At 70.0% G+C, this 24,897-nt stretch carries 26 protein-coding genes and 1 pseudogene; 11 read left to right on the forward strand and 16 right to left on the reverse strand.

The window, feature by feature from the left end:
- Positions 1 to 136: 136 nt before the first annotated feature.
- Genes ACWDV4_RS01945 through ACWDV4_RS01960 form a run of 4 tightly spaced genes read right to left on the reverse strand, consistent with a single transcriptional unit; the run spans position 137 to position 3,760 of the window.
- A complete protein-coding gene (locus ACWDV4_RS01945; protein ID WP_449974068.1) occupies positions 137 to 1,021 on the reverse strand; it encodes a sirohydrochlorin chelatase in 885 nt (294 codons plus the stop codon).
- Entirely contained in the window at positions 1,003 to 1,833 is an 831-nt protein-coding gene (locus tag ACWDV4_RS01950; RefSeq protein WP_449974069.1) for a phosphoadenylyl-sulfate reductase, read from the reverse strand. The genes ACWDV4_RS01945 and ACWDV4_RS01950 overlap by 19 nt, the downstream gene beginning before the upstream one ends.
- On the reverse strand, positions 1,830 to 1,982 hold the full coding sequence (locus tag ACWDV4_RS01955) for a hypothetical protein (protein ID WP_449974070.1): 153 nt from the start codon (positions 1,980 to 1,982) through the stop codon (positions 1,830 to 1,832). Before ACWDV4_RS01955 ends, ACWDV4_RS01950 begins: the two co-directional genes overlap by 4 nt.
- Positions 1,979 to 3,760, reverse strand: a complete 1,782-nt coding sequence (locus ACWDV4_RS01960) for a nitrite/sulfite reductase (RefSeq protein ID WP_449974071.1) — start codon at positions 3,758 to 3,760, stop codon at positions 1,979 to 1,981. Before ACWDV4_RS01960 ends, ACWDV4_RS01955 begins: the two co-directional genes overlap by 4 nt.
- Positions 3,761 to 4,244: 484 nt before the next feature.
- On the opposite strand from ACWDV4_RS01960, the gene ACWDV4_RS01965 reads away from it, so the two are divergent.
- Positions 4,245 to 5,714, forward strand: a complete 1,470-nt coding sequence (locus ACWDV4_RS01965) for a glycosyltransferase family 39 protein (protein WP_449974072.1) — start codon at positions 4,245 to 4,247, stop codon at positions 5,712 to 5,714.
- 60 nt (positions 5,715 to 5,774) lie between these two features.
- Here the strand turns inward: ACWDV4_RS01965 and ACWDV4_RS01970 are convergent, their stop codons facing one another.
- Both ACWDV4_RS01970 and ACWDV4_RS01975 read right to left on the reverse strand, forming a co-directional pair.
- Entirely contained in the window at positions 5,775 to 7,313 is a 1,539-nt protein-coding gene (locus ACWDV4_RS01970) for a sensor histidine kinase (RefSeq protein ID WP_449974073.1), read from the reverse strand.
- Between the two features lie 48 nt (positions 7,314 to 7,361).
- Complete coding sequence (locus ACWDV4_RS01975) at positions 7,362 to 8,396, reverse strand: SIS domain-containing protein (RefSeq protein ID WP_449974075.1); 1,035 nt, start codon at positions 8,394 to 8,396, stop codon at positions 7,362 to 7,364.
- 386 nt (positions 8,397 to 8,782) lie between these two features.
- Between ACWDV4_RS01975 and ACWDV4_RS01980 the strand changes: the two genes are divergently transcribed.
- On the forward strand, positions 8,783 to 9,331 hold the full coding sequence (locus tag ACWDV4_RS01980; RefSeq protein WP_449974148.1) for a TetR/AcrR family transcriptional regulator: 549 nt from the start codon (positions 8,783 to 8,785) through the stop codon (positions 9,329 to 9,331).
- 50 nt (positions 9,332 to 9,381) lie between these two features.
- On the opposite strand, the pseudogene ACWDV4_RS01985 reads toward ACWDV4_RS01980, so the two are convergent.
- Together ACWDV4_RS01985 and ACWDV4_RS01990 are read right to left on the reverse strand one after the other, a co-directional pair.
- Positions 9,382 to 9,879, reverse strand: a pseudogene (locus ACWDV4_RS01985) (GNAT family N-acetyltransferase); the annotation flags it as partial.
- Complete coding sequence (locus tag ACWDV4_RS01990; protein ID WP_449974150.1) at positions 9,876 to 10,091, reverse strand: biotin/lipoyl-binding carrier protein; 216 nt, start codon at positions 10,089 to 10,091, stop codon at positions 9,876 to 9,878. The pseudogene ACWDV4_RS01985 and the gene ACWDV4_RS01990, both read right to left, overlap by 4 nt.
- A 172-nt stretch (positions 10,092 to 10,263) precedes the next feature.
- On the opposite strand from ACWDV4_RS01990, the gene ACWDV4_RS01995 reads away from it, so the two are divergent.
- Positions 10,264 to 10,338, forward strand: coding sequence for a 50S ribosomal protein bL37 (locus tag ACWDV4_RS01995; RefSeq protein WP_369752275.1), 75 nt, complete (start codon positions 10,264 to 10,266; stop codon positions 10,336 to 10,338).
- Between the two features lie 97 nt (positions 10,339 to 10,435).
- Here the strand turns inward: ACWDV4_RS01995 and rsrA are convergent, their stop codons facing one another.
- The 5 genes from rsrA to ACWDV4_RS02020 form a co-directional block, all read right to left on the reverse strand.
- Entirely contained in the window at positions 10,436 to 10,720 is a 285-nt protein-coding gene (gene rsrA, locus ACWDV4_RS02000) for a mycothiol system anti-sigma-R factor (protein WP_449974152.1), read from the reverse strand.
- A 5-nt stretch (positions 10,721 to 10,725) separates the two neighbouring features.
- Positions 10,726 to 11,550 carry a sigma-70 family RNA polymerase sigma factor gene (locus ACWDV4_RS02005; protein WP_449974077.1) on the reverse strand — a complete coding sequence of 275 codons (825 nt, stop codon included), beginning with the start codon at positions 11,548 to 11,550 and terminating at the stop codon, positions 10,726 to 10,728.
- A gap of 237 nt (positions 11,551 to 11,787) precedes the next feature.
- Complete coding sequence (locus tag ACWDV4_RS02010) at positions 11,788 to 12,414, reverse strand: alpha/beta hydrolase family protein (RefSeq protein WP_449974079.1); 627 nt, start codon at positions 12,412 to 12,414, stop codon at positions 11,788 to 11,790.
- Positions 12,415 to 12,463: 49 nt separating this feature from the next.
- Positions 12,464 to 12,856: a WhiB family transcriptional regulator gene (locus ACWDV4_RS02015; protein ID WP_449974081.1), complete on the reverse strand. Its 393-nt coding sequence runs from the start codon at positions 12,854 to 12,856 to the stop codon at positions 12,464 to 12,466.
- 201 nt (positions 12,857 to 13,057) lie between these two features.
- Positions 13,058 to 13,798 (reverse strand): SOS response-associated peptidase, encoded by a 741-nt coding sequence (locus ACWDV4_RS02020; RefSeq protein WP_449974082.1) that lies wholly within the window; start codon positions 13,796 to 13,798, stop codon positions 13,058 to 13,060.
- Between the two features lie 123 nt (positions 13,799 to 13,921).
- Between ACWDV4_RS02020 and aroA the strand changes: the two genes are divergently transcribed.
- The 4 genes from aroA to ACWDV4_RS02040 all read left to right on the forward strand — a co-directional run bounded on the left by aroA (position 13,922) and on the right by ACWDV4_RS02040 (position 18,438).
- Positions 13,922 to 15,223 carry a 3-phosphoshikimate 1-carboxyvinyltransferase gene (aroA, locus tag ACWDV4_RS02025; protein ID WP_449974083.1) on the forward strand — a complete coding sequence of 434 codons (1,302 nt, stop codon included), beginning with the start codon at positions 13,922 to 13,924 and terminating at the stop codon, positions 15,221 to 15,223.
- 138 nt (positions 15,224 to 15,361) lie between these two features.
- The gene (rsgA, locus tag ACWDV4_RS02030; protein ID WP_449974154.1) at positions 15,362 to 16,318 is read left to right on the forward strand and encodes a ribosome small subunit-dependent GTPase A; all 957 of its coding nucleotides are present in this window, start codon (positions 15,362 to 15,364) and stop codon (positions 16,316 to 16,318) included.
- Positions 16,319 to 16,550: 232 nt separating this feature from the next.
- Complete coding sequence (gene hisN, locus ACWDV4_RS02035) at positions 16,551 to 17,384, forward strand: histidinol-phosphatase (RefSeq protein WP_449974085.1); 834 nt, start codon at positions 16,551 to 16,553, stop codon at positions 17,382 to 17,384.
- 124 nt (positions 17,385 to 17,508) lie between these two features.
- Complete coding sequence (locus tag ACWDV4_RS02040) at positions 17,509 to 18,438, forward strand: hypothetical protein (RefSeq protein ID WP_449974155.1); 930 nt, start codon at positions 17,509 to 17,511, stop codon at positions 18,436 to 18,438.
- Here the strand turns inward: ACWDV4_RS02040 and ACWDV4_RS02045 are convergent.
- The gene (locus ACWDV4_RS02045) at positions 18,422 to 19,624 is read right to left on the reverse strand and encodes a glycosyltransferase (protein WP_449974087.1); all 1,203 of its coding nucleotides are present in this window, start codon (positions 19,622 to 19,624) and stop codon (positions 18,422 to 18,424) included. The two genes, ACWDV4_RS02040 and ACWDV4_RS02045, sit on opposite strands and share 17 nt — an antisense overlap.
- 287 nt (positions 19,625 to 19,911) lie before the next feature.
- Between ACWDV4_RS02045 and ACWDV4_RS02050 the strand changes: the two genes are divergently transcribed.
- A complete protein-coding gene (locus ACWDV4_RS02050) occupies positions 19,912 to 20,718 on the forward strand; it encodes an ATP-binding protein (RefSeq protein WP_449974089.1) in 807 nt (268 codons plus the stop codon).
- Positions 20,697 to 21,260 (forward strand): DUF5709 domain-containing protein, encoded by a 564-nt coding sequence (locus ACWDV4_RS02055; protein ID WP_449974090.1) that lies wholly within the window; start codon positions 20,697 to 20,699, stop codon positions 21,258 to 21,260. Before ACWDV4_RS02050 ends, ACWDV4_RS02055 begins: the two co-directional genes overlap by 22 nt.
- Before the next feature lie 120 nt (positions 21,261 to 21,380).
- Here ACWDV4_RS02055 and ACWDV4_RS02060 read toward each other — a convergent pair whose 3' ends face one another.
- Together ACWDV4_RS02060 and macS are read right to left on the reverse strand one after the other, a co-directional pair.
- Entirely contained in the window at positions 21,381 to 22,019 is a 639-nt protein-coding gene (locus ACWDV4_RS02060; protein ID WP_449974156.1) for a response regulator, read from the reverse strand.
- Between the two features lie 133 nt (positions 22,020 to 22,152).
- Positions 22,153 to 23,376 (reverse strand): MacS family sensor histidine kinase, encoded by a 1,224-nt coding sequence (macS, locus tag ACWDV4_RS02065; RefSeq protein ID WP_449974092.1) that lies wholly within the window; start codon positions 23,374 to 23,376, stop codon positions 22,153 to 22,155.
- A 60-nt stretch (positions 23,377 to 23,436) separates the two neighbouring features.
- On the opposite strand from macS, the gene ACWDV4_RS02070 reads away from it, so the two are divergent.
- Both ACWDV4_RS02070 and ACWDV4_RS02075 read left to right on the forward strand, forming a co-directional pair.
- On the forward strand, positions 23,437 to 24,306 hold the full coding sequence (locus tag ACWDV4_RS02070) for an MEDS domain-containing protein (protein WP_449974094.1): 870 nt from the start codon (positions 23,437 to 23,439) through the stop codon (positions 24,304 to 24,306).
- The gene (locus tag ACWDV4_RS02075) at positions 24,293 to 24,796 is read left to right on the forward strand and encodes an ATP-binding protein (protein ID WP_449974095.1); all 504 of its coding nucleotides are present in this window, start codon (positions 24,293 to 24,295) and stop codon (positions 24,794 to 24,796) included. Before ACWDV4_RS02070 ends, ACWDV4_RS02075 begins: the two co-directional genes overlap by 14 nt.
- Positions 24,797 to 24,897: the final 101 nt, after the last annotated feature.

The following is a 24,897-nucleotide window of genomic DNA, read 5'->3' on the forward strand; positions in this document are numbered from 1 at the left end:
AAAAACACCCTGGGGAACCCCTCCCCAGGGTGTTTTTCTGCCCACTATCGGTATTCCATCCATGACGGCTTTCCAGCCGATCCGCTATTCACCACAGCGTGGTATTCCACTCGCTATCCGCGTTCCGATCGGCATTTCACAGATCCACTAGGTGCGCCACGCATTGCCGTTGTGGCCAACGCGAGTGAGTTGCCCGCATCAACTCGGCAGACCACACCCGGGTAAGCACCAACCGGGCCAACTCCGGCAGCTCGCCCAGCGGGGCCGCAACCGCCACCGCACCCGCCGCCCGGGCGGACGCCTCAGCGACCGTGTAAAGCCGCCCCGGGGCAAGGAAGTAGGCCGCCACAGCCACCCGGCGAGCCCCGGCCGCCCGAAGATGGGATACCGCCTCGGCTACCGTGGGTGACGCCGCTGAGGCGTACCCGGCCAGACAGGGCAGCGCCAGATCGGCACCGAGGGCCGCCGCGGCGGCGTCGACCGTACGCCGGGCCGCCTCGTCCCGGGTGCCGGCCGCGGCCAGCACCACACCGTCGTACCCCCTCCAGCCAACGCCGGCACCCTCAGCCAACCGACCGTCCTCAGCCAACCGACCGTCCTCAGCCAACCGACCGTCCTCCGCCAGCCGACGGCGCAGCCCGGCGACCAACAACTCGTCGACCACCCCGGCCGTCGGGCCGAGCACCCCGGTAATCCGTACCGGCATCCGCAACCCATCGGCCCGAGCGGCGGCGACCGCCCCAGGAATGTCCACCCGCCCGTGGTAGGCGTCGGTGAGCAGCAGCGGCACCACCACCGCCCGTCGGTGACCGGCTAACTCCAGGGCACGCAACACTCGGGCCGGTGTCGGCGCGGTGTGGTCCAGATAGCTGGCCCGAACGATCCGCCCCGGCTCGGCCGCCGCCGCCACGGCCCGGACGAGTGCCCGAGTCGCCTCGGCGGCCCGGGGATCCCGGCTGCCATGCGCCACGAGCACAACCGGGGTCGGCAATCCGGCAGCCATCACCCGTGTAGACCGCACTCGGTCTTGTCGAACATCGCCCAGCGGCCGGCCCGGGGGTCCTCCCCCGCCCGGGTCTGTCGGGTGCACGGCCAGCAGCCAATCGAGGTGTAGCCCTGCCGGAACAACTCGTTGACCGGCACGTTCCACCGCGAGACGTAGGCGTCCACGTCCGCCTGGGTCCAGGCCGCAATCGGATTGACCTTGACCTTGCCGCGCCGGGCGTCGAAGGTCACCACCGGAGTCTCCGCCCGGCTCGGCGACTCGTCCCGCCGCAGACCGGCCGCCCACGCGTCATAGTCGGCCAACGCCCGCTCCAACGGTTCCACCTTGCGCAGCGCACAGCACTCGTCGGGGGCCCGGGCGAACAGCCGGGGACCGTACTCGTCGTCCTGCTGCTCCACGGTCAACCGGGGACGAACCGAGCGGACGTTCACCGGCAGCTCCCGGGCCACCGCGTCCCGTACCGTCAGGGTCTCCGGGAAGTGCAGGCCGGTGTCGAGGAAGACCACGTCCACGCCGGGAGCGACCCGGGACACCAGGTGGGCGAGGACCGCGTCCGCCATCGAACTGGTGACACAGAACCGGTCCCCGAAGGTGCTGGCCGCCCAACCGGCGATCTCCTCTGCCGGGGCTCCCTCCAGTTCCCGGCCAGCCGTCTCCGCCAGCGCGCGCAGCTCCGCAGCGCCCCGCCGGACCGTCGCCGTACTGACAGATGGCAACGGTGCCGAACCGGTAGCCGAGGCCGGGACAGTGGTCGGCCTCGGGGTGGATGTCACCAGGCCGAGGCCCACCGCCGACACCAGACCCGAGCGCACCACAGGTTCACTCATTGCTCCACCTTCCGGGGCAACAGGCCAGAGAACCGCACCGAGAAGACCCGGGCACAGGCATGGCACTCCCAGGCACCGTGTGCCGCCTCGTGCGGCCGTAGGTCCTCCTCGCCGCAGTACGGGCAGTACAGCGGGGCAGCCCGGGTCACCGCAACTCCGTCTCGTCGGCCCGGACGACCCACTGGGCGAACGACTCCCCCGTCGAACGGGCGGCCAGATAGCGCCGGGCCAGCCGCTCGACGTACTCGGGCAGTTCCTCGGCGGTGGTCTTGAGTCCCCGTACCTTCCGGCCGAAGCCGGCGGTCTGCCCCTGCGCCATGCCAAGCCCACCGCCCAGGTGCACCTGGAAGCCCTCGACCTGCCGGCCGTCCGGGCCGACCACCAGCTGCCCCTTGAGCCCGATGTCGGCGGTCTGGGTACGCGCGCAGGCGTTCGGGCAGCCGTTGATGTGGATCGAGATGTCGGCGTCGAACTCGCGCAGCCGCTCCTCCAGTCGGTCCACCAGTTCCTGGCCCCGCGCCTTGGTCTCGACGATGGCGAGCTTGCAGTACTCGATGCCGGTGCAGGCCATCGTGCCCCGCCGCCAGGCCGACGGTTGCGCCTCCAACCCGAGCCCGCGCAGGGCCGTGACCAGCGATTCGGTCCGGTCCGCCGGGACGTCCAGGACCAGCAACTTCTGGTACGGCGTCAGCCGTACCCGCCCGCTGCCGTGCGCGGCCACCACGTCGGCGAGTTGGGCGAGCTGGGTGCCGGAGATCCGGCCCACCACCGGGGCGGCCCCGACGTAGTGACGCCCGTCGCGCTGCCGATGCACTCCGATGTGGTCGATCGGCTTCTCCGGCAGCACCGGCGGTGGCCCGTCGAGCAGGGCCCGCCCCAGGTACTCCTTCTCCAGCACCTCCCGGAACCGTTCGACTCCCCAGTCGGCGACCAGGAACTTGAGCCGGGCCCGGTTGCGCAGCCGGCGATAGCCGTAGTCCCGGAAGATCCCCACCACCCCGGCCCAGACGTCCGGCACCTCGGCCAGCGGCACCCAGACGCCGAGCCGTTTGGCCAGCATCGGGTTGGTGCTCAGTCCACCGCCGACCCAGAGGTCGAAGCCGGGGCCGTGGTCGGGGTGCTCGACACCGAGGAAGGCGATGTCGTTGGCCTCGTACGGGGTGTCGACCAGCCAGGAGATCGACGTCTTGAACTTGCGGGGCAGGTTGGAGTAGTCCTGGTTGCCGACGTACCGCCGGACGATCTCGTCGATTGCCGGGGTCGGGTCGAGCAGTTCCGCCTCGGCCACCCCGGCGACCGGGCTGCCGAGCACGATTCGGGGGCAGTCACCGCAGGCCTCGGTGGTTTGCAGGCCGACCGCCTCCAGCTGACGCCAGATCGCCGGCATGTCCTCGACCCGGATCCAGTGGAACTGGATGTTCTGCCGATCGGTGATGTCGGCGGTGTCCCGGGCGTACCGGCGGGAGATGTCGGCGATGGTCCGCAGTTGGTCGAGGTCGAGCTGACCACCGTCGATCCGAACCCGGAGCATGAAGTGCTCGTCTTCGAGCTCGTGTGGTTCGAGCACGGCGGTACGCCCACCGTCGATACCGGCCTTGCGCTGGGTGTAGAGGCCCCACCACCGGAACCGACCCCGCAGGTCGGCGGGGTCGATGGAGGCGAAGCCCCGATGCGCGTAGATGTTCTCGATCCGGGCCCGTACGTTCAGCGGATCGTCGTCAGCCTTGATCCGCTCGTTGGGGTTGAGCGGCTCCCGGTGACCGAGCGCCCACTGCCCTTCGCCCCGGGGACGACGAGCCGGCCGAGCCCCGCCGTTGGTCGAGTGGGTCCCGGTACGCGCCGGTCTGCCGTCGGCTGGGTGTGGTCCGCCACTGGCCGGACCGCCGGTGGTGTCGGGCGGGGCTGGTGTGTTGCTTCTGACCGCCATCGCGGCGTCCTCCGTCTGCTGTGACAAATCGCTGGGTGTGGCGCGCGGAGGCGACGGCCAGCCTCGCTGTCGAGGCTGCGGACAACGGTGTCGGTGAAGCCGGCGCGAAGGCGCGCCCGGACAGATGGATCGGGCGGCGTTTAGTGAGCCGGACAGATCGCGCTGCGCACGCGGCCGTAGTCGACGTGGCGGCGGGCCACGAAGCGGCGCTCAACGGCGGCGGTCATGCCCGCCATGCTGCCACACCCCCGGTGACCCGGCCAGCAGCTCCCACATCACGGGCGACGCCCCTTGTTCGGGCTGACCTCGGGTAGCAGGACCAGCAGACCAACCGCCCCGTCGGTGGAGATCTGCGGCAGTTGCGACAAGGAACGCCATCTGCCCGCCACCTCACCTACCCATTTACCAGTTGTCGCGTTGAGTGATTTTGCGCTGACGACGATTGGGCAAGCCATCGATGACTTCGTTCTCCAGTGTTGAGTCAGTGGACGCATCGGCCCGGCCTGACCGGCCCGGTCCCGACCTGCCCCGCTTCCTGGGCCGTACGGCCTGGCTCTGGCCGGTGCTGGCGACGCTGGCGGTCACCCTCGTACAGGCCGACCGGGCCCAGCTCTGGCGCGACGAATTGGCCACCTGGAGTGCCGCGAGCCGCCCCCTCGGTGACCTGTTCCGGATGGCCGGCAACATCGACGGGGTCAGCGCCCCCTACTACCTGCTCATGCACGGCTGGATCCGGCTCTTCGGCGACTCCGTACTGGCCCTGCGGCTGCCGACGATCCTGGCCATGGCCGGGGCCGCCGGGCTGATCACCGTACTCGGCGAACGGCTGTTCAGCACCCGTACCGGCCTGATCGCCGGGCTGCTCTTCGCCGTGGTGCCCAGCACCTCCCGGTACGGACAGGAGGCCCGGTCGTACGCCTTCGCCACCTTCTTCGCCGTCCTGGCCACGCTGCTACTGGTCGGCGTGGTACGGCGACCGAGCTGGTCCCGGTGGGCCGGCTACGCCCTGGCGGTGCTCGGGTTGGGGCTGGCGCACCTGGTGGCGGTGATCCTGCTCGCCGGTCATGCCGCCGCTGTCCTGCTCGCCTGGCGGGCCACCGGCGACCGCCGGCTGCCGCTGCGCTGGCTGGTCGCGGTGGTGCCGGTCGGGCTGGCACTGACTCCGTTGGCCCTGCTCGGGCGGAGCCAACAGGGCGAGCAGCTCAATTGGGTCGGGAAGCCGAGTCTCACGGCGCTGCCCGAGCTACCCAGTGCCATCACCCAGGCCGCGCCGGTCGGCGGTCTGCTGGTCGGGTTGGCGGCGGTCGCCCTGGTCAGCCGAGGCCGGCGGGGTGTCGCACTCGGACTCTGTGCCCTGCTGCCGGTGGCGCTGCTCTTCGTCGGTGGGCTGGTCACCCCGTTGTGGGTGCCGCGTTACCTGGTCTTCACCGTACCCTTCGTCTGTCTGCTCGCCGCCGACGTGCTCGCCACGATCCGGCTGCCGTGGGCACTGGCCATCGTCGCGGTCACCTGCCTGCTCGGTGCGCCAGCCCAGGCCGACCTCCGACGGACCCACGAGTGGCCCCGCTCGGCACCGATCGACTACCGGGGAGCGGCCCGGATCATCGCGGCCCACCAGCAGCCCGGCGACGGAATCGTCTACTCGCCGCGTACGGGGTGGAAGTTCCTCGACACCGCGACCGCCTATCACCTCGGTGCGGATCGACCCCGGGACGTGCTGGCCACCCGGGACCAACTGGACCGGGCCGACCTGTGGGCCACCGAGTGCGACCAGCCGGCCCAATGTCTCGCTCCCGTGGACCGGGTATGGCTGCTGGTGGTCGGGGAGAAGGCGGATCCGCTGCGCGGACTGCCCGAGCCGAAGGCGAACGCCCTTCGGGCGGGGTTCTCGACAAGTCAGGTGTGGACCGTGCCGGGGCTGACCGTCGCGCTACTCACCCGGCCCGGTGCGTGACGCAGCATCACCCGGCCCGGTGCGTGACGCAGCATCACCCGGCGCGGTGCCTAACGCGGCTCAGCGGGATCTTGCCGGGCCGCCGAGCGGAACGACAAGCACCGCCTCGGTGCCGCCCCCGGTCTCCCGGTTGCGCAACTCGATGGTGCCCCGCAGTTCACCGGTGGCCAGGGCCCGGACGATCTGCAGTCCCAGTCGGCCACTGCGTTCGGAGTCGAAGTCGGCGGGCAGGCCACGGCCGTTGTCGGCGACACAGACATGCAACTGCTTGCGGAACCGGTGGGCCGAGACGACGACCTCGGCCGGTTCGGCAGCCGGGGCGTCACTCGGCTCGTCGGCCGGAGGAAAGCCATGCTCGACCGCGTTGAGCAGCAACTCGTTGAGCACCATCACCAGCGACGTGGCGATCTCGGCGGGCAGTACGCCGAACGTACCCTCTCGACGCATTCGTACCGTGAACTCGGTGGCGGCCACCTCGCTGGCAGCGGCGGCCACTCGGTCGACGATCCCGTCGAACTCCACCACCTCGTCGCTGGACATGGAGAGCGTCTCGTGCACCAGCGCGATCGAGGCGACCCGACGTACCGACTCCTCCAATGCAGCCTTGGCGGCCGGAATACCGACCCGGCGGGCCTGCAACCGCAGTAGCGCGGCGACGGTCTGTAGGTTGTTCTTCACCCGGTGGTGGATCTCCCGGATGGTGGCGTCCTTGGTGATCAGCGCCCGGTCGCGCCGACGTACCTCGGTGATGTCCCGGACCAGGACCAGCGCCCCGATCGGCACACCGGCTGGCATCAGCGGCAGCGCACGGGTCAGCATGGTGGCTCCTCGTGCCTCGATCTCCTTGCGGGGTGGAGCCTCGCCGCGCAGCGCCGCGAGCACCCGGTTGCCGGCATCGGTGCCGTCCAGCGGATCGGCGGCGAGCCGGGCGTTGAGTGCGGCCAGGTCCTCCCCGACCAGGTGGGAGGCGAAGCCGAGCCGCCGATAGGCGGACTGGGCGTTCGGGCTGGCATAGGTGACCTTGCCGCTGGCGTCCAACCGGACCAGACCGTCGCCGACGCGGGGCGCGGAGGTGGTCTCGCCGGGATGCCGGGGCGGCGGGAAGGTGCCGTCGGAAACCATCTGCGCCAGGTCGTCAGCAGTGGTCAGATAGTTGAGTTCCAGTTGGCTGGGGGTACGCGCGGTGGACAGGTTGGTGTCCCGGCCCACCACCGCGATGACCTCACCGGCCTCCCCGGCGGCGGTACGGAGCCGGACCGGGATCGCCTCGTGCCGGGCGGGGGTGTCCCCGTACCAGACCGGGTCGCCCTCCCGCCAGATCCTGGCCTGCCGATAGGCGATGCCCAGGTGGGCCACCTCGGGACCGCCGACGATCCGCCCGACCTGGTCGTCCAGGTACGCCGTCGGTGCGGTGGTCGGGCGTACCTGGGCGACACAGAGGAAGGAGTCGTCGTCCCCGCCGACCGGCACCCAGAGCAGCAGATCGGCGAAGGACAGGTCGGAGAGCAGCTGCCAGTCGCCGGCGACCCGGTGCAGATGGTCGATGTCGGCCGGGCGCAGGCTGGTGTGCTCCTCGGCGAGGTCGCGCAGCGTAGACACGAGGGCTAGCCTGCCACGACCGGGCCAGCGTGCTGTGATGACCTCACGTCAGCGGGTCGCGGTGACCTTCTTCAGGCCCCTGGGCGCGTCCGGGTCCTCGCCCCGGGCCAGCGCCAGGGACAGCGCCAGGCGCTGCAACGGCAGGATGTCCAGCAGCGGGGCGTACCGCTCGTCCACCTCCGGTACTGGCATCCGGGCGGCGGCACCGTCGATGTCGGCGGGGCCGATCACGGCCACGTCGGCCCGACGCTCACCGAGCCGGGCAATGACCTCGCGCATCGCTGTTCCGCCGGGTCCCGATCCGACGACCGCGAGTACCGGTACGTCCGGGTCGGTCATGGCCAGCGGACCGTGCAGCAGGTCAGCGCCGGAGAAGGCGAGGGCCGGCAGGTAGGAGGTCTCCATCAGTTTCAGGGCGGCTTCCCGCGCGGTCGGGTAGGCGTAGCCACGGCCGGTGGTGACCAGTCGCCGGGCGAAGCGGTACCGGGGGGCCAGTTCACCCGGGGTCGGGTCGGCCAGGGTACGGGCCGCCAGCTCCGGCAGGGTGGCGAGCGCGGCCCGCTCCGATGCGTCGAGTACGCCGTTGCCGGCCCGTACTCCCTCGATCAGCATGAGCAGGGCAAACAGTTCGGCGGTGTACGTCTTGGTGGCCGCGACCGCCCGCTCGTGTCCGGCGGCGATGTCCACGGAGAGTTCGGCGACCTCGTTCAGTGGCGAGGACGGGTTGTTGGTGACGGCCAGCGTCAGCGCCCCGGTGGAGCGGGCCACCCGCAGTACCTCAGCCAGGTCTGGCGAGCCGCCGCTCTGGCTGACCCCGACGACCAGCGCATCGGACATGTCGGGCCGGGCCCCGAAGACCGTGATCGCGCTGGGTGAGGCCAGACCGGCTGGCAGACCGAGCCGAATCTCGGTCAGGTAGGCGGCGTAGAGCGCGGCATGGTCGCTGGTACCCCGGGCGGTGAACACGACGTGCCGCGGTCGACGTTCGGCGATGACCGCCGCGACCTGCGCGATCGCGTTCGCGTGCTCGGGTTCGAGCAGTCGTGCGTAACCCGCTGGCTGCTCAGCTACGTCCGCTGCCATGCCAGCACCCGGCTGTGTCACAAGAACCTCCCGTCCTGCGCGATATCGCGCGCTTCATGCGCAGTCTTGCACGATTGAAGCGGTACGAGCAATGTAACGAACAGCTTTGCGCAATTGGTCACTGGTGTAGGCCGGTACGGGGTCCGACTGCCCCGCCCTCCCGTCGGGAAACACCGCTGGGCGGGCCCATCGTGGGCATCTCGACGGTGTTCGACGGTGGCGAGCCGGCTACGGCGGTAGGTTCGGCACTGACCGGCCGTCCGGTAGTCACCGAGGAGAGGACCGTGAGCACACGCCCCGCCAGCCCGCGGTCAGGTACGCAGCCGGCCGATTCGCGGTCAGGTGCGCGGCCAGCCGACCCACAGCCAGCCGACCCGCGGTCACGCATCCAGGTCGTTGCCCTGGAGCTCTTCACCGAGCAGGGTTACGAGCGGACCTCACTACGGGAGATAGCCGAACGACTCGGGGTGACCAAGGCTGCCCTCTACCACCACTTCAAAAGCAAGGACGAGATCGTCGACAGTTACCTCGACGACCGAATCGCCGACCTCGACGAGCTGATTACCTGGGCCAGGGAGCAACCGGCCGACGCACCGGGCCGGCGCGCGATCGTCACCAGTTACGCGGATCGGTTCTTCGCCACCGGGCTTCCCCTGGCGGTCCGGTTCCTCGAACAGAACCAGACCGCCGCCACGCACCTGGCCGCCGCGCAGCGGATGCGCGACCGGTTGGCACAGTTGGCCGGGCTGCTCGCCCGGGGCGACGAGTCGCCCGCCACCGAGCTGCGGGCCGGATTAGCCCTCTTCGCCGTCTACCACAGTTGGTCAGCCTCGGATACGCCACAGAGCAGCGATGAGGAGCGTAGACAACTGGCGTTGATGGTCGCCTACGAACTGGTCGACCGGATCGGCCCCGGCTCAGCCGCCGCAGGCTGACCGGTCAGCGGCTCAGGCTGACCGGCCACACCCAGCGACTCAGGTCGACCGGTCAGGTCCAGCCGAAGGGCGAACAGATCCACCCCGACCATCGGGGACCAGTCCCGTTCCGGCGTCCGCTGGAATCCGAGCCGGGCGTAGAGCCGCTGGGCCGGGAGAGAAAAGCTGCGGGTGGAGATGACAATCGCCCGACAACCCAGCTCCGTTGCCCGGCGGATACAGGCCCACACCAGGGCGGCACCCACACCCCGGCCCTGGGCGGCGGGATCCACCGCCAGCATCCGGAACTCGGCATCACCCGGGCCGGAGAGTTCCGCGTACGGCGTGCCGGGCAGCACGAACAGCACCGAGCCGAGCACCTGCCCGGTGCCGTCGTCCACGGCCACCAGTAGCTCACCGTCGCGCGCCCGAGGCGCCACGTCGGCGAGTACCCGCCCGTAGCCGTGCCCGCCGGCCAACTGCCCGTCCGCCTCGTACGCCGAGACGGTCAACCGGCCGATGACGTCGAAGTCGGTGGGCTCGGCGCGCCGTACCGTCAGGCCGGTCAACCGATCACCGCGATCAGGTCACCGTCCTGGACGACGTCCCCCTCGTTGACGGCCAACTCGCGCACCACGCCGTCCGACTCGGCCACCACCGGGATCTCCATCTTCATGGACTCCAGGATGACCAGCGTGTCGCCCTCGGAGACGGAGTCGCCAGCGGCAACCACGACCTTCCAGACGTTCGCCACCATCTCGGCTCGGATCTCCTCGGCCATGGTGTGGCCCTCCCTCATCCGCGGAGTGTGCGTGCGAACGGTATCCAATCATGTGGCCGCCCGCTCAACGCCGCTGGCCGGCCGGACTAACATCAGCGGGTCACTCCCGGTCCCGGGAGAACCTGTCCAGCCACGCCCGACGGGTGCGGCACAGCGGTAACGGGAGGCCAACATGGCAAAGAAGGCTCGGAAGAAGAAGGCTCGGAAGAAGAGCAGCGCCAACCACGGCAAGCGCCCAAACTCCTGAGCAACGGCTAATCAGTGACGGGGGCCGGGAGCAATCGTCGATCGCGCATCCTGGCGATCACCATGCCCCCGGCCCCCGTTCGCCGAATGTGACTCAGTCAGTCGGGCAGGTATTCGCGGGTCTCGGTCTCGAAGACCAGTTCGGCGAGCCGAATCCGAAGCCGCTCGCGCAGCTCGATCGGGGCGGTCTCGTTGCCGCAGCAGCGGGCGACCAGCGCCTTTACCTCCTGCTCGATGCCGTACTCACGCAGGCAGGGTGAGCACTCGTCCAGGTGCTCGCGGATCAGGATGGTCCGCTCCTCGGCGCATTCCAGGTCGAGATAGAGGTAGACCTCGGCCAGCACCTCGCGGCAGTTGGTCTCGTGGGCGTCACCACAGCTCACAGTGCTCACACCTCCCGGGTAACGGCCGTGGCGGCGCTGGGCGTCGAAGCCGACGAGAACCCCCGCTCGGCCGCGTACCGCTCAAGCATCTTGCGCAGGTTACGGCGACCCCGGTGCAGTCGGGACATCACCGTACCGATCGGCGTCCCCATGATGTCGGCGACCTCCTTGTAGGAGAAGCCTTCGACGTCGGTGAGGTAGACCGCGAGCCGGAACTCCTCGGGGAGCTGCTGCAACGCCTGCTTCACATCGGTGTCGGGAAGCCGGTCGAGCGCCTCGGTCTCCGCCGAACGCAGCCCACTGGAGGTGTGCGACTCCGCCTCGGCAAGCTGCCAGTCGGTGATCTCGTCGGTCGGTGCCTGGATCGGCTGACGCTGCCGCTTCCGGTACGAGTTGATGTAGGTGTTGGTCAGGATCCGGTAGAGCCAGGCCTTGAGGTTGGTGCCCTCTTCGAACTGGTGAAAGGCGGCGTACGCCTTCAGGTAGGTCTCCTGGACTATGTCCTCCGCGTCGGCGGGATTACGGGTCATCCGCAGGGCGGCGGCATAGAGCTGGTCAACGAAAGGCAGCGCGTCACGCTCGAACCGTGTCCGGCGCTCTTCTGTCTTCTCCGGCTGGGTCAACCGCACGTCCCCTCGCGTCGTTTGCCGTCCCGCTGAGGATACGCGTACCCGGGCAGAGGTAGATCCAGTTTCGGCTGATGTGCCGGTACTCACCCCGGCAGATCCGGCCGGTTCCGGTAGCGCAGGCCATTCCGGGCCGCGTAGTAGCCGATGGAGTTGCCGCGTCCCGCGATCGTCGCGTTCCGGGCTCCTTGTCTCGGTTCGCACCGGTCGACCCCCCTTGCCGTGGATAGCTTCCAGGAGCTGTAACACCACGCCACCGGCTGGGCATTCCGGAATTGATCTCCCATTCCTGGTCCCGGCCGTAGACTCCGCCACCGCTGGACGCCATGGGCTCCGGCCACCGCTGGGACCAGGAAGGGCCTGGGAGGACGATGCCGGCTCGATCCGGGAACCGGTGAAAGTTGCCCGGCACGGGTCGGCACCATGGAATGCAACGATCACCTACGCCGAGGGAAACGGTCCGGCCCAGCCGCGCTCCCGTAGCCAGCCGACCACCGTCGCCGCCACCGCCTCGGGATCACGTCGCAGGTCGTGTCGCTCCCCTGGTCGGACCTCCACCCGAACGGTCGGCCCAGCTGGCGGCACGCCGAACGGGTCACGATCGCCATTGACGACCAGGGTGGGCAGGCCGGTGATCAACTCGGTAGCCCGGGACCGCTCCGGTCTTCCGGGCGGATGCAGCGGAAAGGCGAGCGCGACGATCCCGACGGCCCCGACCGACGCGGCGGTACGACAGGCCACCCGGGCCCCGCTGGACCGGCCGCCGACGATCGTGGGGACGGTGGGGTGCCGATCACGTAACAGCCCCACCACCGTCGACCACGCCTCATCGAGTTGCCCGGCAGGTGCTGGCGCTCGCCGGCCGGCGACCCGGTAGGGCTGGGTGACCCGGGCGACCGCCACTCCGGCGGCGACGGCCGCGTCGCGTACCGCGATCAGATCGGGTGCGTCCACGCCGCCACCGGCCCCGTGCCCGAGGACGAGCAGGCTGATCGGCTCCCCGGTGGGCGAATCGACGTCGATTCGCGCCGACCCTCGGGGCGTCTGGACCTCTTCACCGTGCCGCACCGGGTCATTGTGCTGGCAGCCCGGGAGCCGGTGGCGTCGACCCGGCCGGTCAGGCCAGCGGCACCAGGGTCAACATCCGATCGTGTATCGGTAACCGCCCGTCGTCGGCCGCCTCTGGGTCCGCTCTCACCTGGCCCCGCCAGGCCACCAGCATGGCCCGTCGCTCGCGTGGCGTGGTCGCCCCCCAGACCCCGTGGCAGTCGCCGACCTCCAACGCCCAGGCCAGGCAGGACCCCTGGACGTCGCAGGTGCGACAAAGCGCCACCGCCGCATCCACCGGCTCGCTCGGCGCCGGAAAGAAGGTCTCCGGGTCCACGCTTCGGCAGGCACCCCTGGTGCGCCATGCTTCGTCCAGGCTCCGCTCGCTGACCGCCCGAAGTAGCCTCGGGTCACGTCGTGCGGCGGCAACCTCGTGCGGGCGTGGCATCCGCGCCCGTGTCATTCACCCACCTCCCCCGTGGGACCGGCAAAAGTAGGGAAGTGTCCTTCGCCCTGGTGCGAATCGACATCAAATGCCGGCGCTGTGTTCTATCGCACTTACACGGTCGGTGACAAGGGGCTACCGCAAAGCTGACGAAAAGACCAGCCGACGTTTCACCCGCAACTCTGGCAAATTAGTACGCGACAATGTTGCACGGCACGTTCAGAACAACGTCAAATCGACATGATCACGCGGCGGCGCGCCGAGTGGTTCGGCGTCAACCCGATCGATGAGTTCCGGGCCGTCGTTACGGACATCGCCGATTTGTCTACCGACCGGCCGGATTTCTATTCCGGCCAATGTATCGGCACTCGGTGGGATCAGCAGATCGTCCGGCTCGCCCCCATCGGCCAGCCAGTCCGCCCAACGGTCTTGAGTCAACAGCAGCGGCATGCGGGCGTGCACCAGCGCCAGGTCGCCGAGCGCCGGGGTGGTCAGGACGCTACAGGTGAGCAGCGTGTCCGGCCCATCGCCCCAGCGTGACCAGATGCCGGCGAAGGCGAGCACGCTCCCGTCGGCCGGAGTCAGGTAGTAGGCCTGCTTCGCCCCACCATCCCGGCGGACCCACTCGTACCAGCCGGCGGCCGGGACGAGACAGCGGCGACGGACGAACGAACGGGCGTACGCCTTGGTGGTCGCGACGGTCTCGGCGCGTGCGTTGATCATCCGGGCGGCACCCCGGGTGTCCCGCGCCCACTCCGGCACCAGACCCCACCGGGCCACCGAAAGCACTCGACACGGACCGTCCGAGTCAGTCGGAGCAGTGGCCATTCGGACGATCGGCACCGGATCGGTCGGGGCGACGTTGTAGTCGGCGACGAGCCGGTCGCCGGTCTCGTCGTACGACTCGAACACCGCGCTCAGGTCCGCCGCGTTCCGAGTGGTGGCATACCTCCCACACATGCCGCCCACGCTAGCCCGCCCCTGGGACATTTCACTGCCCGCGCCAGCTTCCGAAATCCCGACAGTCGAGAGAATCCGGTACGGCGATCACGGCCCGCCAGCGGGGCACGGCAGACTGTACGGGTGGCGAACCTGACCGCGACCCGTCCACCGCAGCCGTGGACCGCGCCCACCGCGACCGACCCGGTCTCCTCCACCGTGCGCCTGCCCGGATCCAAGTCGATGACCGCCCGAGCCCTGGTGCTCAGCGCCGTGGCGTCCGGCCCGTCGACCCTGTATCGACCGCTGCGGGCCCGCGACACCGAACTGATGGCCGGTGGCCTGCGGGCAATGGGCGCCCATATGTCCATCGTGGATGACGAACGATGGCTGGTCCGCCCGCGGCCGTTCCAGGGCCCCGCGCACGTCGACGTCGGGCTCGCCGGCACCGTCATGCGGTTCGTCCCCTCCGTCGCGGCGCTGGCCGACGGTCCGGTCACCTTCGACGGCGACCCGCACGCCCGGACCCGCCCACTCGGGCCGCTGGTCGGAGCGTTGCGCTCCATCGGCGTACGCATCGACACCGCCCCCGAGGGCGGCCTGCCGCTGACCGTGCACGGCACCGGCAGCGTGACCGGTGGCGAGGTGGTGATCGACGCCTCCGCCTCCAGCCAGTTCGTCTCCGGTCTGCTGCTGGCCGCCCCCCGGTTCGACCGGGGCGTGGTGGTCCGGCACCAGGGGCCGCCGGTTCCGTCCGCCCCCCACCTGCGGATGACGGTGCAGATGCTGCGCGCGGCCGGGGCCGGCATCGACGACACCACGCCCAACGTCTGGGTGGTCGAACCGGGTCGGCTCACCGGCCGAGGCTGGGAGATCGAACCGGACCTCTCCGGGGCGGCACCGTTCTTCGCCGCCGCGCTGATCACCGGCGGCACGGTGACCCTGCTCGGCTGGCCCCGCAGCAGCGCCCAGCCGGTCGACCGGCTACGGGCCCTGCTGCACCAGATGGGCGGCGAGGTGACGCTGGGCACCGACGGGCTGACCGTACGGGGCACCGGGGTCGTACACGGACTGACCGCCGACCTCTCCGACGTGAGCGAGCTGACCCCGGTGCTGGCCGCCCTGGCGGCGGTGGCCGATTCCCCGTCCCAACTGACCGGGGTGGCACACATCCGGGGGCACGAAACCGACCGGCTGGCCGCGCTGGCCCGCGAACTCTCCGGGCTCGGCACAGACGTGACCGAGACCATGGACGGGCTGGAGATCAGGCCCCGGCCACTGCACGGTGGTGTCTTCGAGACCTACAACGACCACCGGATGGCGCACGCGGCGGCGGTGATCGGCCTGGCCGTACCCGGGGTCAACCTGAGTGACGTGGCGTGTACCTCCAAGACCCTGCCCGAGTTCCCGGCACTATGGTCTGCGATGGTGACCAGTACGAGTTGATTGCGTAACGAGGGGGCGATCCTGGCGGGCAAGCGGCGGGAATACGACGAGGAGGACGTACGGGTCCGGCCTGGCCGTTCCTCGCGCCCGCGTACCCGTACCCGCCCCCGGCACGAAAACGCGGTCGAGGGATTCGTCATCGCCGTCGACCGGGGCCGCTACACCTGCGTGGTCACCGATCCGGCCGATCCCGGCGTGCCCGGGGGCGGACCGGACGAACGGACCGTCACCGCGATGCGCGCCCGCGAGCTGGGCCGCAAGTCGGTGGTCGTGGGTGACCGGGTCGCGCTGGTCGGCGACACCTCCGGGGTGACCGGGGCGCTGGCCCGGATCGTTCGGATCGCCGAGCGCACCTCGGTGCTGCGGCGCACCGCCGACGACGACGAGACCACCGCCGAGGGCCGGCTGGAACGGGTGGTCGTGGCCAACGCCGACCAGCTGGTGATCGTCAGCTCCCTGTCCGATCCGCCGCCGCGTACCGGGTTCATCGACCGCTGCCTGGTGGCGGCGTACGACGCGGACATCGAGCCGCTGCTCTGTCTCACCAAGGCCGACCTGGCCGCGCCGGACGCCGTACTCGACTACTACGCCGAGCTGGACCTGCCGTACGTGCTGGTCCGGCCGGACTCCGACCTGGAACAGGTCAGCCAGTTGCTCAGCGGTCACGTCTCGGTCATGGTCGGGCACTCCGGGGTGGGCAAATCCACGCTGGTCAACCGGCTGGTGCCGGCCGCCGAGCGGGCCGTCGGTACGGTCAGCGCGATCGGCCGGGGCCGGCACACGTCGACCAGTGCGGTCGCCCTGCGCCTACCGCCCCCGGAACCGCCCGGCCGGAAACGGAAGGGGGATCCGGGCTGGATCGTGGACACCCCGGGCATTCGTAGTTTCGGGCTGGCTCACGTCTCGGCGGAGAGCCTCCTGCACGGCTTCCCGGATCTCGTCGAGGGGACCCTCGAATGTCCGGTGAACTGCGAACACACCGCCGGTGAGGCCGACTGCAAGCTGGACACCTGGGTGGCGGCGGGACACGCCGACCCACGCCGGCTGGCGTCGTACCGCCGGTTGCTGGCGTCCCGCGCTGGCGAGATCGAGTAGTCAGCGCGGCCAGCGCGGTCGAAGGGTCGGCACAGTCGGCACAGTCGGCGCGGTCGGCGCGGTCGGCGCAGTCAGCGCAGTCAGCGCGGTCGAATAGCCGGCGCTGCCGGCGGCCCGGGAAGGCCGGCGCTGTTCATAATCGACGTCGCTGACCAGGTGGACACGCCGGGAAACACGCGTACCGGTCGTCCCTGATCACGCCGGGCGTACGGGATCGGATACCTTTCCGGCCATGGCCCGCTACGCCGACGACCTGTCCCTCGCCCACGTGCTGGCGGACACCGCCGACTCGATCTCCATGGCCCGGTTCCGCGCCATCGACCTGGCCGTCGAGTCAAAGCCGGACCTGACCCCGGTGTCGGACGCGGACACCGCCGTGGAACGCGCGATCCGGACCACGCTGTCCCGGGCTCGGCCCCGAGACGACGTCCTCGGTGAGGAATTCGGCACCGCCGAGGCGACCGGTGAGGGTTCGACTCGGCCGGGCACCCGCCGCTGGGTGATCGACCCGATCGACGGCACCAAGAACTTCATCCGGGGCGTACCGATCTGGGCCACGCTGATCGCGCTGCTGGAGGACGACCAGCCGGTCGTCGGGCTGGTCTCCGCGCCGGCGCTCGGCCGCCGCTGGTGGGCCGCCACCGGCCTCGGGGCGTACGCCGGCAGACATCCGGCCTCGGCCGCGCCGATCCGGGTCTCCGGCGTACGACGGCTCGCCGACGCCAGCTTCTGCTACTCCTCCCTCGACGGGTGGGAGGCCACCGGCCGGCTGCCCGCGATGCTCGACATCCTGCGAGAGTCCTGGCGAACCCGGGCCTATGGCGACTTCTACGGTTACATGCTGGTGGCCGAGGGTGCGGTCGACGTGATGACCGAGCCGGAACTCTCGTTGTGGGACGTGGCCGCGTTGATTCCCATCGTCACCGAGGCCGGCGGCACGGTCACCGATCTGACCGGCAAGCCCGCAGTCACCGATTCGGCCAGCAAGCCCGGACCGGGCAATGGTGGCAGCGTACTTGCCACCAATGGCCGGCTTCACCAGACGATGCTCGACCGGCTGCGTTAGCCTGCCGCTCGACCGGCTGCGTTGGCCTGCCGCTCGACCGGCTGCGTTGGCCTGTCGAGCGGTCCCGGGAGACACCCTCTATCCTCGCCAGGTGGCGTCCTCCGGGTGGTGGTTTCTGGCATTGATGATCATTGCCTACGGTGTTGCCAACATGCTCCAATCGGTTGCGGCGACACGCACCACCCTGCATCACAGCTTCCATCCGGGGCTGCTACTGCGACTGGCCTGCCACCGGACCTACCTGGTCGGGCTGGCCTGCCAGATGTTCGGTTTCGTGCTCGCCTTCCTGGCCCGCCGCGACCTGCCGTTGTTCCTGGTCCAGGCGAGCGTCGCCGCTGGACTGGGCATCACCGCCGTACTCGGTGTACTGGTGTTGAAGTGGCGATTGCCGATCGCCGAAGTCATCCTGCTGGTACTGCTCTTCGCCGGGATCACCGCGCTGATCATCTCCGCTCAACCAGCTCCGTCCCGACCACTCGGACCCGCAGGAACGATCGCGCTGGCCGCCGCCCTCGGCCTGATCGGGGTGCTCGGCTTCTTCGCCGTACGGCTGCACGGTGCGCCCGGATCTGTGGCCCTGGGATCGCTGGCAGGGCTGGCGTTCTCCGCCGCCGCCGTGGCCGCCCGGCCGCTGGCCTCGGTGGAGTCGTTCGAGGGGTTCCTGCGCGACCCGTTGCTCTACCTGCTGATCGTCCACTCGATCGTCGGCCAGTTGCTGCTGGGGCTGGCAATGCAGCGGGGCTCCACCACCGCTGCGGTGGCGGCGATGGACGCGGCCGGAGCAGTACCCGCCGCCATCGTCGGTCTGCTGTTCCTCGACGACAAGATCTGGCCGGGCCGGGAATGGCTGGCCGCCGCCGGCTTCGTGATCACCCTGGCGGCGGTGATCGGATTGACCAGGTACGCCGAACCGCAGCACCACCACACCGTGACACCATCCGAAAAGCGCCCTCCGCTGCCGTCTGCTGTTAGGAAGGGCCCCTTCTTATCGCATTCTGCCTTGGAAGGGGCCCTTCCTAACAGCAAGGCGGGGCCGCTCAGCGGTGGCGGGTGAGCACCCGCTCGTAGAGCCGCTCCAAGGTGCCGGCGGCACGGTCCCAGGTGTAACTGCATCGCGCCCGGTCCACTGCCGCATGGCCGTACGCGAACCGTTCCGCATCGTCGGCGAGCAGCCGACGCAGGGTGCTACCCAGATCCCGTACGTCGCCCGGCGGCACCAGCCGCCCGCTCACCTCGTCCACCACCGTGTCCGCCACCCCGCCGATGCGGTAACCAACCACGGGCACTCCACACGCCATCGCCTCCAACGGCACCCGGCCGGCGCAGGCATAGCGTGGAGCACAGGCCACCACGTCAGCTGAGCGATACCAGGCCGGCATCTGCTCATGCGGCACCCCACCGATCAGTCGTACCCGGTCGGCAACCCCACATCGCCGGGCGATCTCGCGGAGCCGGGCCGCGTCGGTGTCGTCAGCCAAGTCATCATCTGTCGGACCACCCACGATGATCAGCTCGGCATCGCCGACCAGCCGCATCGCCTGAATCAGGTCCTCCTGCCCGTGACCGGGCGACAGGCCACCCACCGACAGAATCCGGGCCTGCCGATCCCGAGGGGCCGCCTCCCCGTCCGGACTGAACCGGTCGATGTCCACCCCGGCCGGCACCACGGCTACCGCTGCCCGGTGCAGCCCCAACCGGGTCAGCTCCTCCACCTCGTCGGTGGACTGCGCCACAGCCAGGTCAACCGCCCGGGTCAACGCCCGTTCCAGCGGTATCCGTTCACCCGGGCCGGAGTAGGCGCGCCCGAGATGACGGAGCTGCTCGACGCCGATCGAATGGAAGGTCTGCACCACCGGGATGGTCGTCCCCCGTACGGCGCTGGCGGCTGCCAGGCCGCCGACCCAGAAGTGCCCGTGCACCACGTCCGGGGTCCAGTCCCCGGACCACCGGTCGGTCAACCAGCGGCCCAGCTCGGGCACGTACGGCACCAGGGCGGCGGTCGGCGTACGCGTCGACGGCCCTACCGGTACCCGCTCCACCCGGTAACCGTCGTCGTCGGTAACGGCCGGCACGTCCGGGTCGTCCCGCCGTTCGTAGACATGCACGTCATGTCCCCGACTTGCCAACTCGGCGGCGACCCGGGCGACATGCTGATGGGTTCCGGCCACCTGGTGGTCTCCGCCGTTCGGTCCGGGCGGACGGGGCGGCCTGGCGTGCGCGCAGACCAGGCCAACGCGCATGGTTCACCTCCATCGGACCAAGGGGCTTCCGATCAGAGGCTCCCATTTAACCGGGCCGGCCAGAGCCGAAACCTGCCAACTCGATCCGCGTGCCGATAGCTCCAGCGAATCCCAGGTCGGCCAGCGAAATCCACGACCGGACGAGTCGTGACACATGGCTATCCGCATCCAGCAGCGCCCGATCCGCATGACGGGCGGTGCGGTCGGGTACGGCAAGGGAATGCCACACAGCCCGAACGTCAACTACCTGATCACGACATACGCGCCCGTCGCGCAATGGAGGCATCATGTCCATCGAAATGCGCTGGCTGGTGGAAACGAATGAGGCGTACTCGCTCGTCCGGTTCTTCGGTGCGCTCGACCTTCCGCTGGCACACGAGGTACGGGGAGCGTTGCTGACCTGTATCGCCGACCGACCCACCACGGTCCTGGTTGATCTCGCCCAGCTTCGGGCGGACGACCCCGAAGCCATGGCGGTCCTGCTCTCGACCGGGTGTGAAGTCGCCGAATGGCCTACCGGTGAAGTGCTCTTCCGCGCCTCCGGCACAGAACATCTGCCAGCGAGCGCTGAAAGGAAGGGCCCCTTCTTATCGCTTTCTGCCTTGAAAGGGGCCCTTCCTAACGCCAAACCTGCCGTCGGCACCGCTGCGGATTCCATCGACGTCGACTTGGATCCCGCGCCGGGAGCGGCCCGACAGGCCCGGGAGTTGGTCGCCGAGGGATGTCGTCGCTGGGCGTTACCGGAGCTGGCCGCCTCGGCGCGGGTCGCCGTCACCGAACTGGTCAGCAACGTGGTTACGCACGCCCGTACCCCGATGACGCTGCGGATGGCCCGCCGGGCAAAGGCCCTGCACGTCGCGGTACGGGACTACTCGCCGAAGCGGCCCACCTTCGCCGGCCCGGTGCCATCCACCTCGATCGGCGGTCGCGGGCTGCTCCTGATCGACAATATGGCCACCCGCTGGGGCACCAGCCTGCTGGAGAACGGGAAACTCGTCTGGGCGGTACTGACCGCCGAGGACGAACCGGTCGAAGGGCGGTTACGGACCCAGACATGGGGTAGTGACCTGACATGCGCGATGACGACTACCTGACCCCCGTGTCCGACCCGGAGGCAGAGGGGCTGCCCGCGATCGCCGACGACGACTCGACCGCCAACGATGACGTCGCCACCGGCCGGGAGGCCGATGGGCTGGATCCCGTCGCCCTTCCGGCCGACCGGCCGTTGGCGGTGGACCGGTTCGGTAACACCGCCGAGGAGCAGCGGGAGGGCGAATCCCTCGACTACAAGGTCGCGCGGGAACAGGGGGAACGTCCCATTGACGATCCGCTGTCCGCGTCCGCCGATCCGGCGCTGCGTAGCGAGGCCGACAGCGACGAGGCCGCCGCCGAGGCACAACTGGACGCCGATGTCATGGACCCCGGCCCGACCTCGGACCCGAAGTCCGCGGTATCCCTGTACGACTACGGGAAGCTGTCCGGTTCCGAGGGTGCACCGGTGGGCCGGCTGATGGAACCGGACGAGGGCATCAGCCCGGACCGGGAGCCCGACTCGGTGGCATTCGACGCCGGGGTCGCGGGCGGTGGGCAGGTGGCGGAGGAGTTGGCCGTACACGAGACGGAACCGCCGGACTGACAATCAGCGCGAGCAACCGAAGCGACGCAGACCACCGGACTGAAAATTCGCGCGAGCAACCAGATCAGCAAAGACCGACCAACACGAGCAGCCGGAGCAACGCAGACCGCCGGCTGGTGATCAGTCGTCCAGCCCCTGGGCGATGGCGTACCGGGTCAGCTCGACCCGATTGTGCAGTTGCAGCTTGCCCAGGGTGTTTTGTACGTGGTTCTGCACCGTACGGTGGGACAGGCTGAGCCGTTCGGCGATCTGCTTGTACGACATGCCCTTGGCGACGAGCCGCAGCACCTCGGTCTCCCGGTCGGTGAGTTGGGGCGTACCGTCGGCGACGGCCGTGGCCGGGGTGGTCGTGGCGAGCCGGCGATACTCGCCGAGTACCAGGCCGGCGAGTCCCGGGGTGAAGACGGTCTCCCCCGCAGCCGTACTCCGGACCGCGTCCAGGAACTCCTGCTGTCCCGCGGACTTGACCAGGTAGCCGGTGGCCCCCGCCTTCACCGCGTCGAGCACGCTCTGCTGCTCGCCGCTGGCGGAGAGCATCAGCACCCGTACCCCGGGAACCGCCGCCAGTAGCCCCCGGATCACCTCGACGCCGGAGATATCCGGCAGCTGAAGATCGAGTACGACGACGTCCGGCCGGACCGCCCCGGCGATCCGAACCGCCTGGCCGCCCTCCCCGGTGGTGGCCACCACCTCGTGCCCGGCCTCGGTCAGGTCGCGGGCCACGCCCTCCCGCCACATCGGATGGTCATCGACCACCATGACCCGGATCGGCGTACCGTCTCCACTCACGCGGCCCACCCTAGACGCCGGTCACGCCACCGCCCAGCACTCTTGTCCAGCACCGTTGTCCAGCACTCTTGTCCAGCACCGTTGTCCAGCGTTCGCTCCCCCGTCACCGGGACTTGGGTAGCCGCAGCTCGACCTCCGTACCCTGCCCGGGCGCCGAGCTGATCTGTGTCGAGCCGCCCAGGCCGGTCATCCGGCCCTGGATCGACTGTGCGACCCCCAACCGCCCCTGCTGGGCCGCTTCGGCGAGTCGCCCAGCCGGGATGCCCGGCCCGTCATCACGTACCGACACGGTCACGCCATCCGTCTCCTCCTCGACCAGCACCCAGGCCTGACCACCACCGTGCCGGGCGGCGTTGTCCAGCGCCGCCCCGACCGCCGCGCCGAATTCCCGGGCCACCGGGGCGGGCAGTCGGACCGGGGTCGCCGGGCTGGCGATCGACACTGTCGGGGAGGCGTACCCGCCGAGCACCGTACGCAGGTCGGCCTCCTCCGCTTCCGGCGATCCGGCGTCGTCCTCGGTCGTACGGGTGGCGATCAGGGCTCGCAGCGCCGTCTCCTGTTCCCCGGCCAGCCGGGCCAACTCGCCCGCCTCACCGTCCAGGTGTGCACCGCGCCGCTGCACCAGGGCGAGCACCTGGAGTACCGAGTCGTGGATGTCCCGGGCGAGGCGTTCCCGTTCCCGGGTCGCCGCGGCCAGTTCGACCGCCCGGTGCAGCTGTTCCTCGGCGATCACCGCCAGCCGGGCGACATGTCCGACCACCAACCCGGCGAGCAGCATGAGCATGCCGCCGGTGAGCGACGACTGGGTGAGCCGTTCCCGTACCGCGAGGTCGGCTGCGCCGAGAATGAGCGCCGCTGCCACGCCTCGGCGGCGTCCGCCGGAGACCGCCCAGGCGAGCACCGGCCCACCCAGCCAGGCCACCGGGAGGGTGGGTACGCCGGCGGCCAGCGCCGCGCGCCCCACCACCCAGGGGGTGGCCAGCAGGACCCCCAGGGTGACCCCCAGGTCGGTGAGGAGCAGCGGCCATCGCCGCCAGGCCGGTCGGGCGTACGCGTACGCGGCGGCCACCGTCCAGCCGGCCATGATCAGCAGAACCACTCCACCGGCTACGGGATGTGCGTAGTCCCTGACGTTGCGCACGACCAGGACAGTGACGTACGCCAGCGAGGCGAAGCGGAAGACGGCGATGGAGCGCCAGAACGGCGTCTGCAGGCTGCCCGGAGGGGACGGCATGTCCCGACCCTGCCATATCCGGTCGGCGGCCCGCCGATGGCGGGCCGCACGGAGCCCGAGCGGCGGCACCCGCGTGGCGCGGGGTAGGGGCACGCCTAGACGATCGTCATGCTCTAACGTGAGGTCAACTTCAACAATGAACAGGTGGCCGGAATGGCGGACACGGCGACGGTGGACAGGCTGGCCGCGGGTGATCACGCGTGTCTGACCTTTTCCGACGCTGACGAGCGGATGGACCTGGTGGCCGCGTTCGTACGAGACGGTCTGCGGCACGGTCAGAAGGTCGTCTGCTGGACCGACTCGGTAGCCCCGGACCGCCTCGTCGGTGAGCTCGCGGCCCGCTCGGTACGACCCGGTGCCGCCCTACGTCGGGGGCAACTGGTCCTGGCCACGACCGGCGATCCGCTGGCCGGGTCGCATCGCAACGGGGCCGCCGGCATGGTCGAGGTACTCGCCAGCGAACTGGCACGCGCCGGCCGGGAAGGTTACCCGGGACTGCGGGTCACGGCGGACATGTGCTGGGCGACCCGACCATCGGCGGCGGACGAGTTGCTGGCCTTCGAGACCGAGGTGGCGGGGCTCTTCGCCGACGGCCGGTTGTGCCTGATCTGCCAGTACGACCGGGACCGCTTCGACGGGGTCACGCTCGCCTTCGCGGCCAAGGCTCACCCGAGGGCGGTGGCCGCACAGGTCTACCACGACCATCCTCTGCTGCGGATCTGCCGCCAGTACAGCCCGCCCGGCATCCGGGTCGCCGGCGAGCTGGACTACCGCCACCAGGACGTGCTGGAGCAGGCGCTGGCCGAGTCACTGCGCCTGGACCGGCACCTGCATGTCAACCTGAGCCGGCTGGACTACATCGACGGGTCCTGCGCCGGAGCGATCGTGCAGACCGCCCTACGACTGCCACCGTCCCGGCGGATGACCGTCACCTGCCGCCGGCTGGTCGCCACCGTCCTGGATCTGATTGGTGCGGGTAACGCGCCACGACTACGGGTACAACGAATTAATGACCAGCCCTGACCCGCCCGCGACGGCTCCCTGGCGACCGACGCGGGCGGTCGTGCCGGAGTTGGTCAACCTTGATCAGCACTTCGACGCCGACGCGCTCTATTCGCTCCGGGCTGCCCTGACCGCTCACGCCAGCGACCTGGGTGCCGGCCCGGTGCTGGTGGAACAGCTGCTCATCATGGCCAGCGAACTGGCCACCAACGCCATCCGACATGGCGGCGGCGCCGGCCGGCTACGCATGTGGCGCGATCATGGACAACTGCACCTACAGATCAGCGATCACGGTCCTGGGCTGGCCGATCCCACTGTTGGCACCCGTCCTCCCGACCAATCGGCGATCGGTGGTCGGGGAATGTGGATTTGCCGGCAGCTCTGCGACGACTTGTTCATCGACACCGGCGCGGGTGGGACCACCATCACCGCAGTGGTCCGGCTGGACGAGCCGGGCGGTGACGACGACGGCGGCGAATCGGCATTCCCCACGGGACAGCCGGTGGCATGATCTCCTTGGGATTCGGTGGCCGACCCGGCGGGCTGGAAGTGCGAAGGTGCATACATTGACGTAGGGTTAAAAAGCCGCTTATGCCCTCGACATCGACGGCG

The sequence above is a fragment of the Micromonospora sp. NPDC003197 genome (assembly GCF_053590565.1).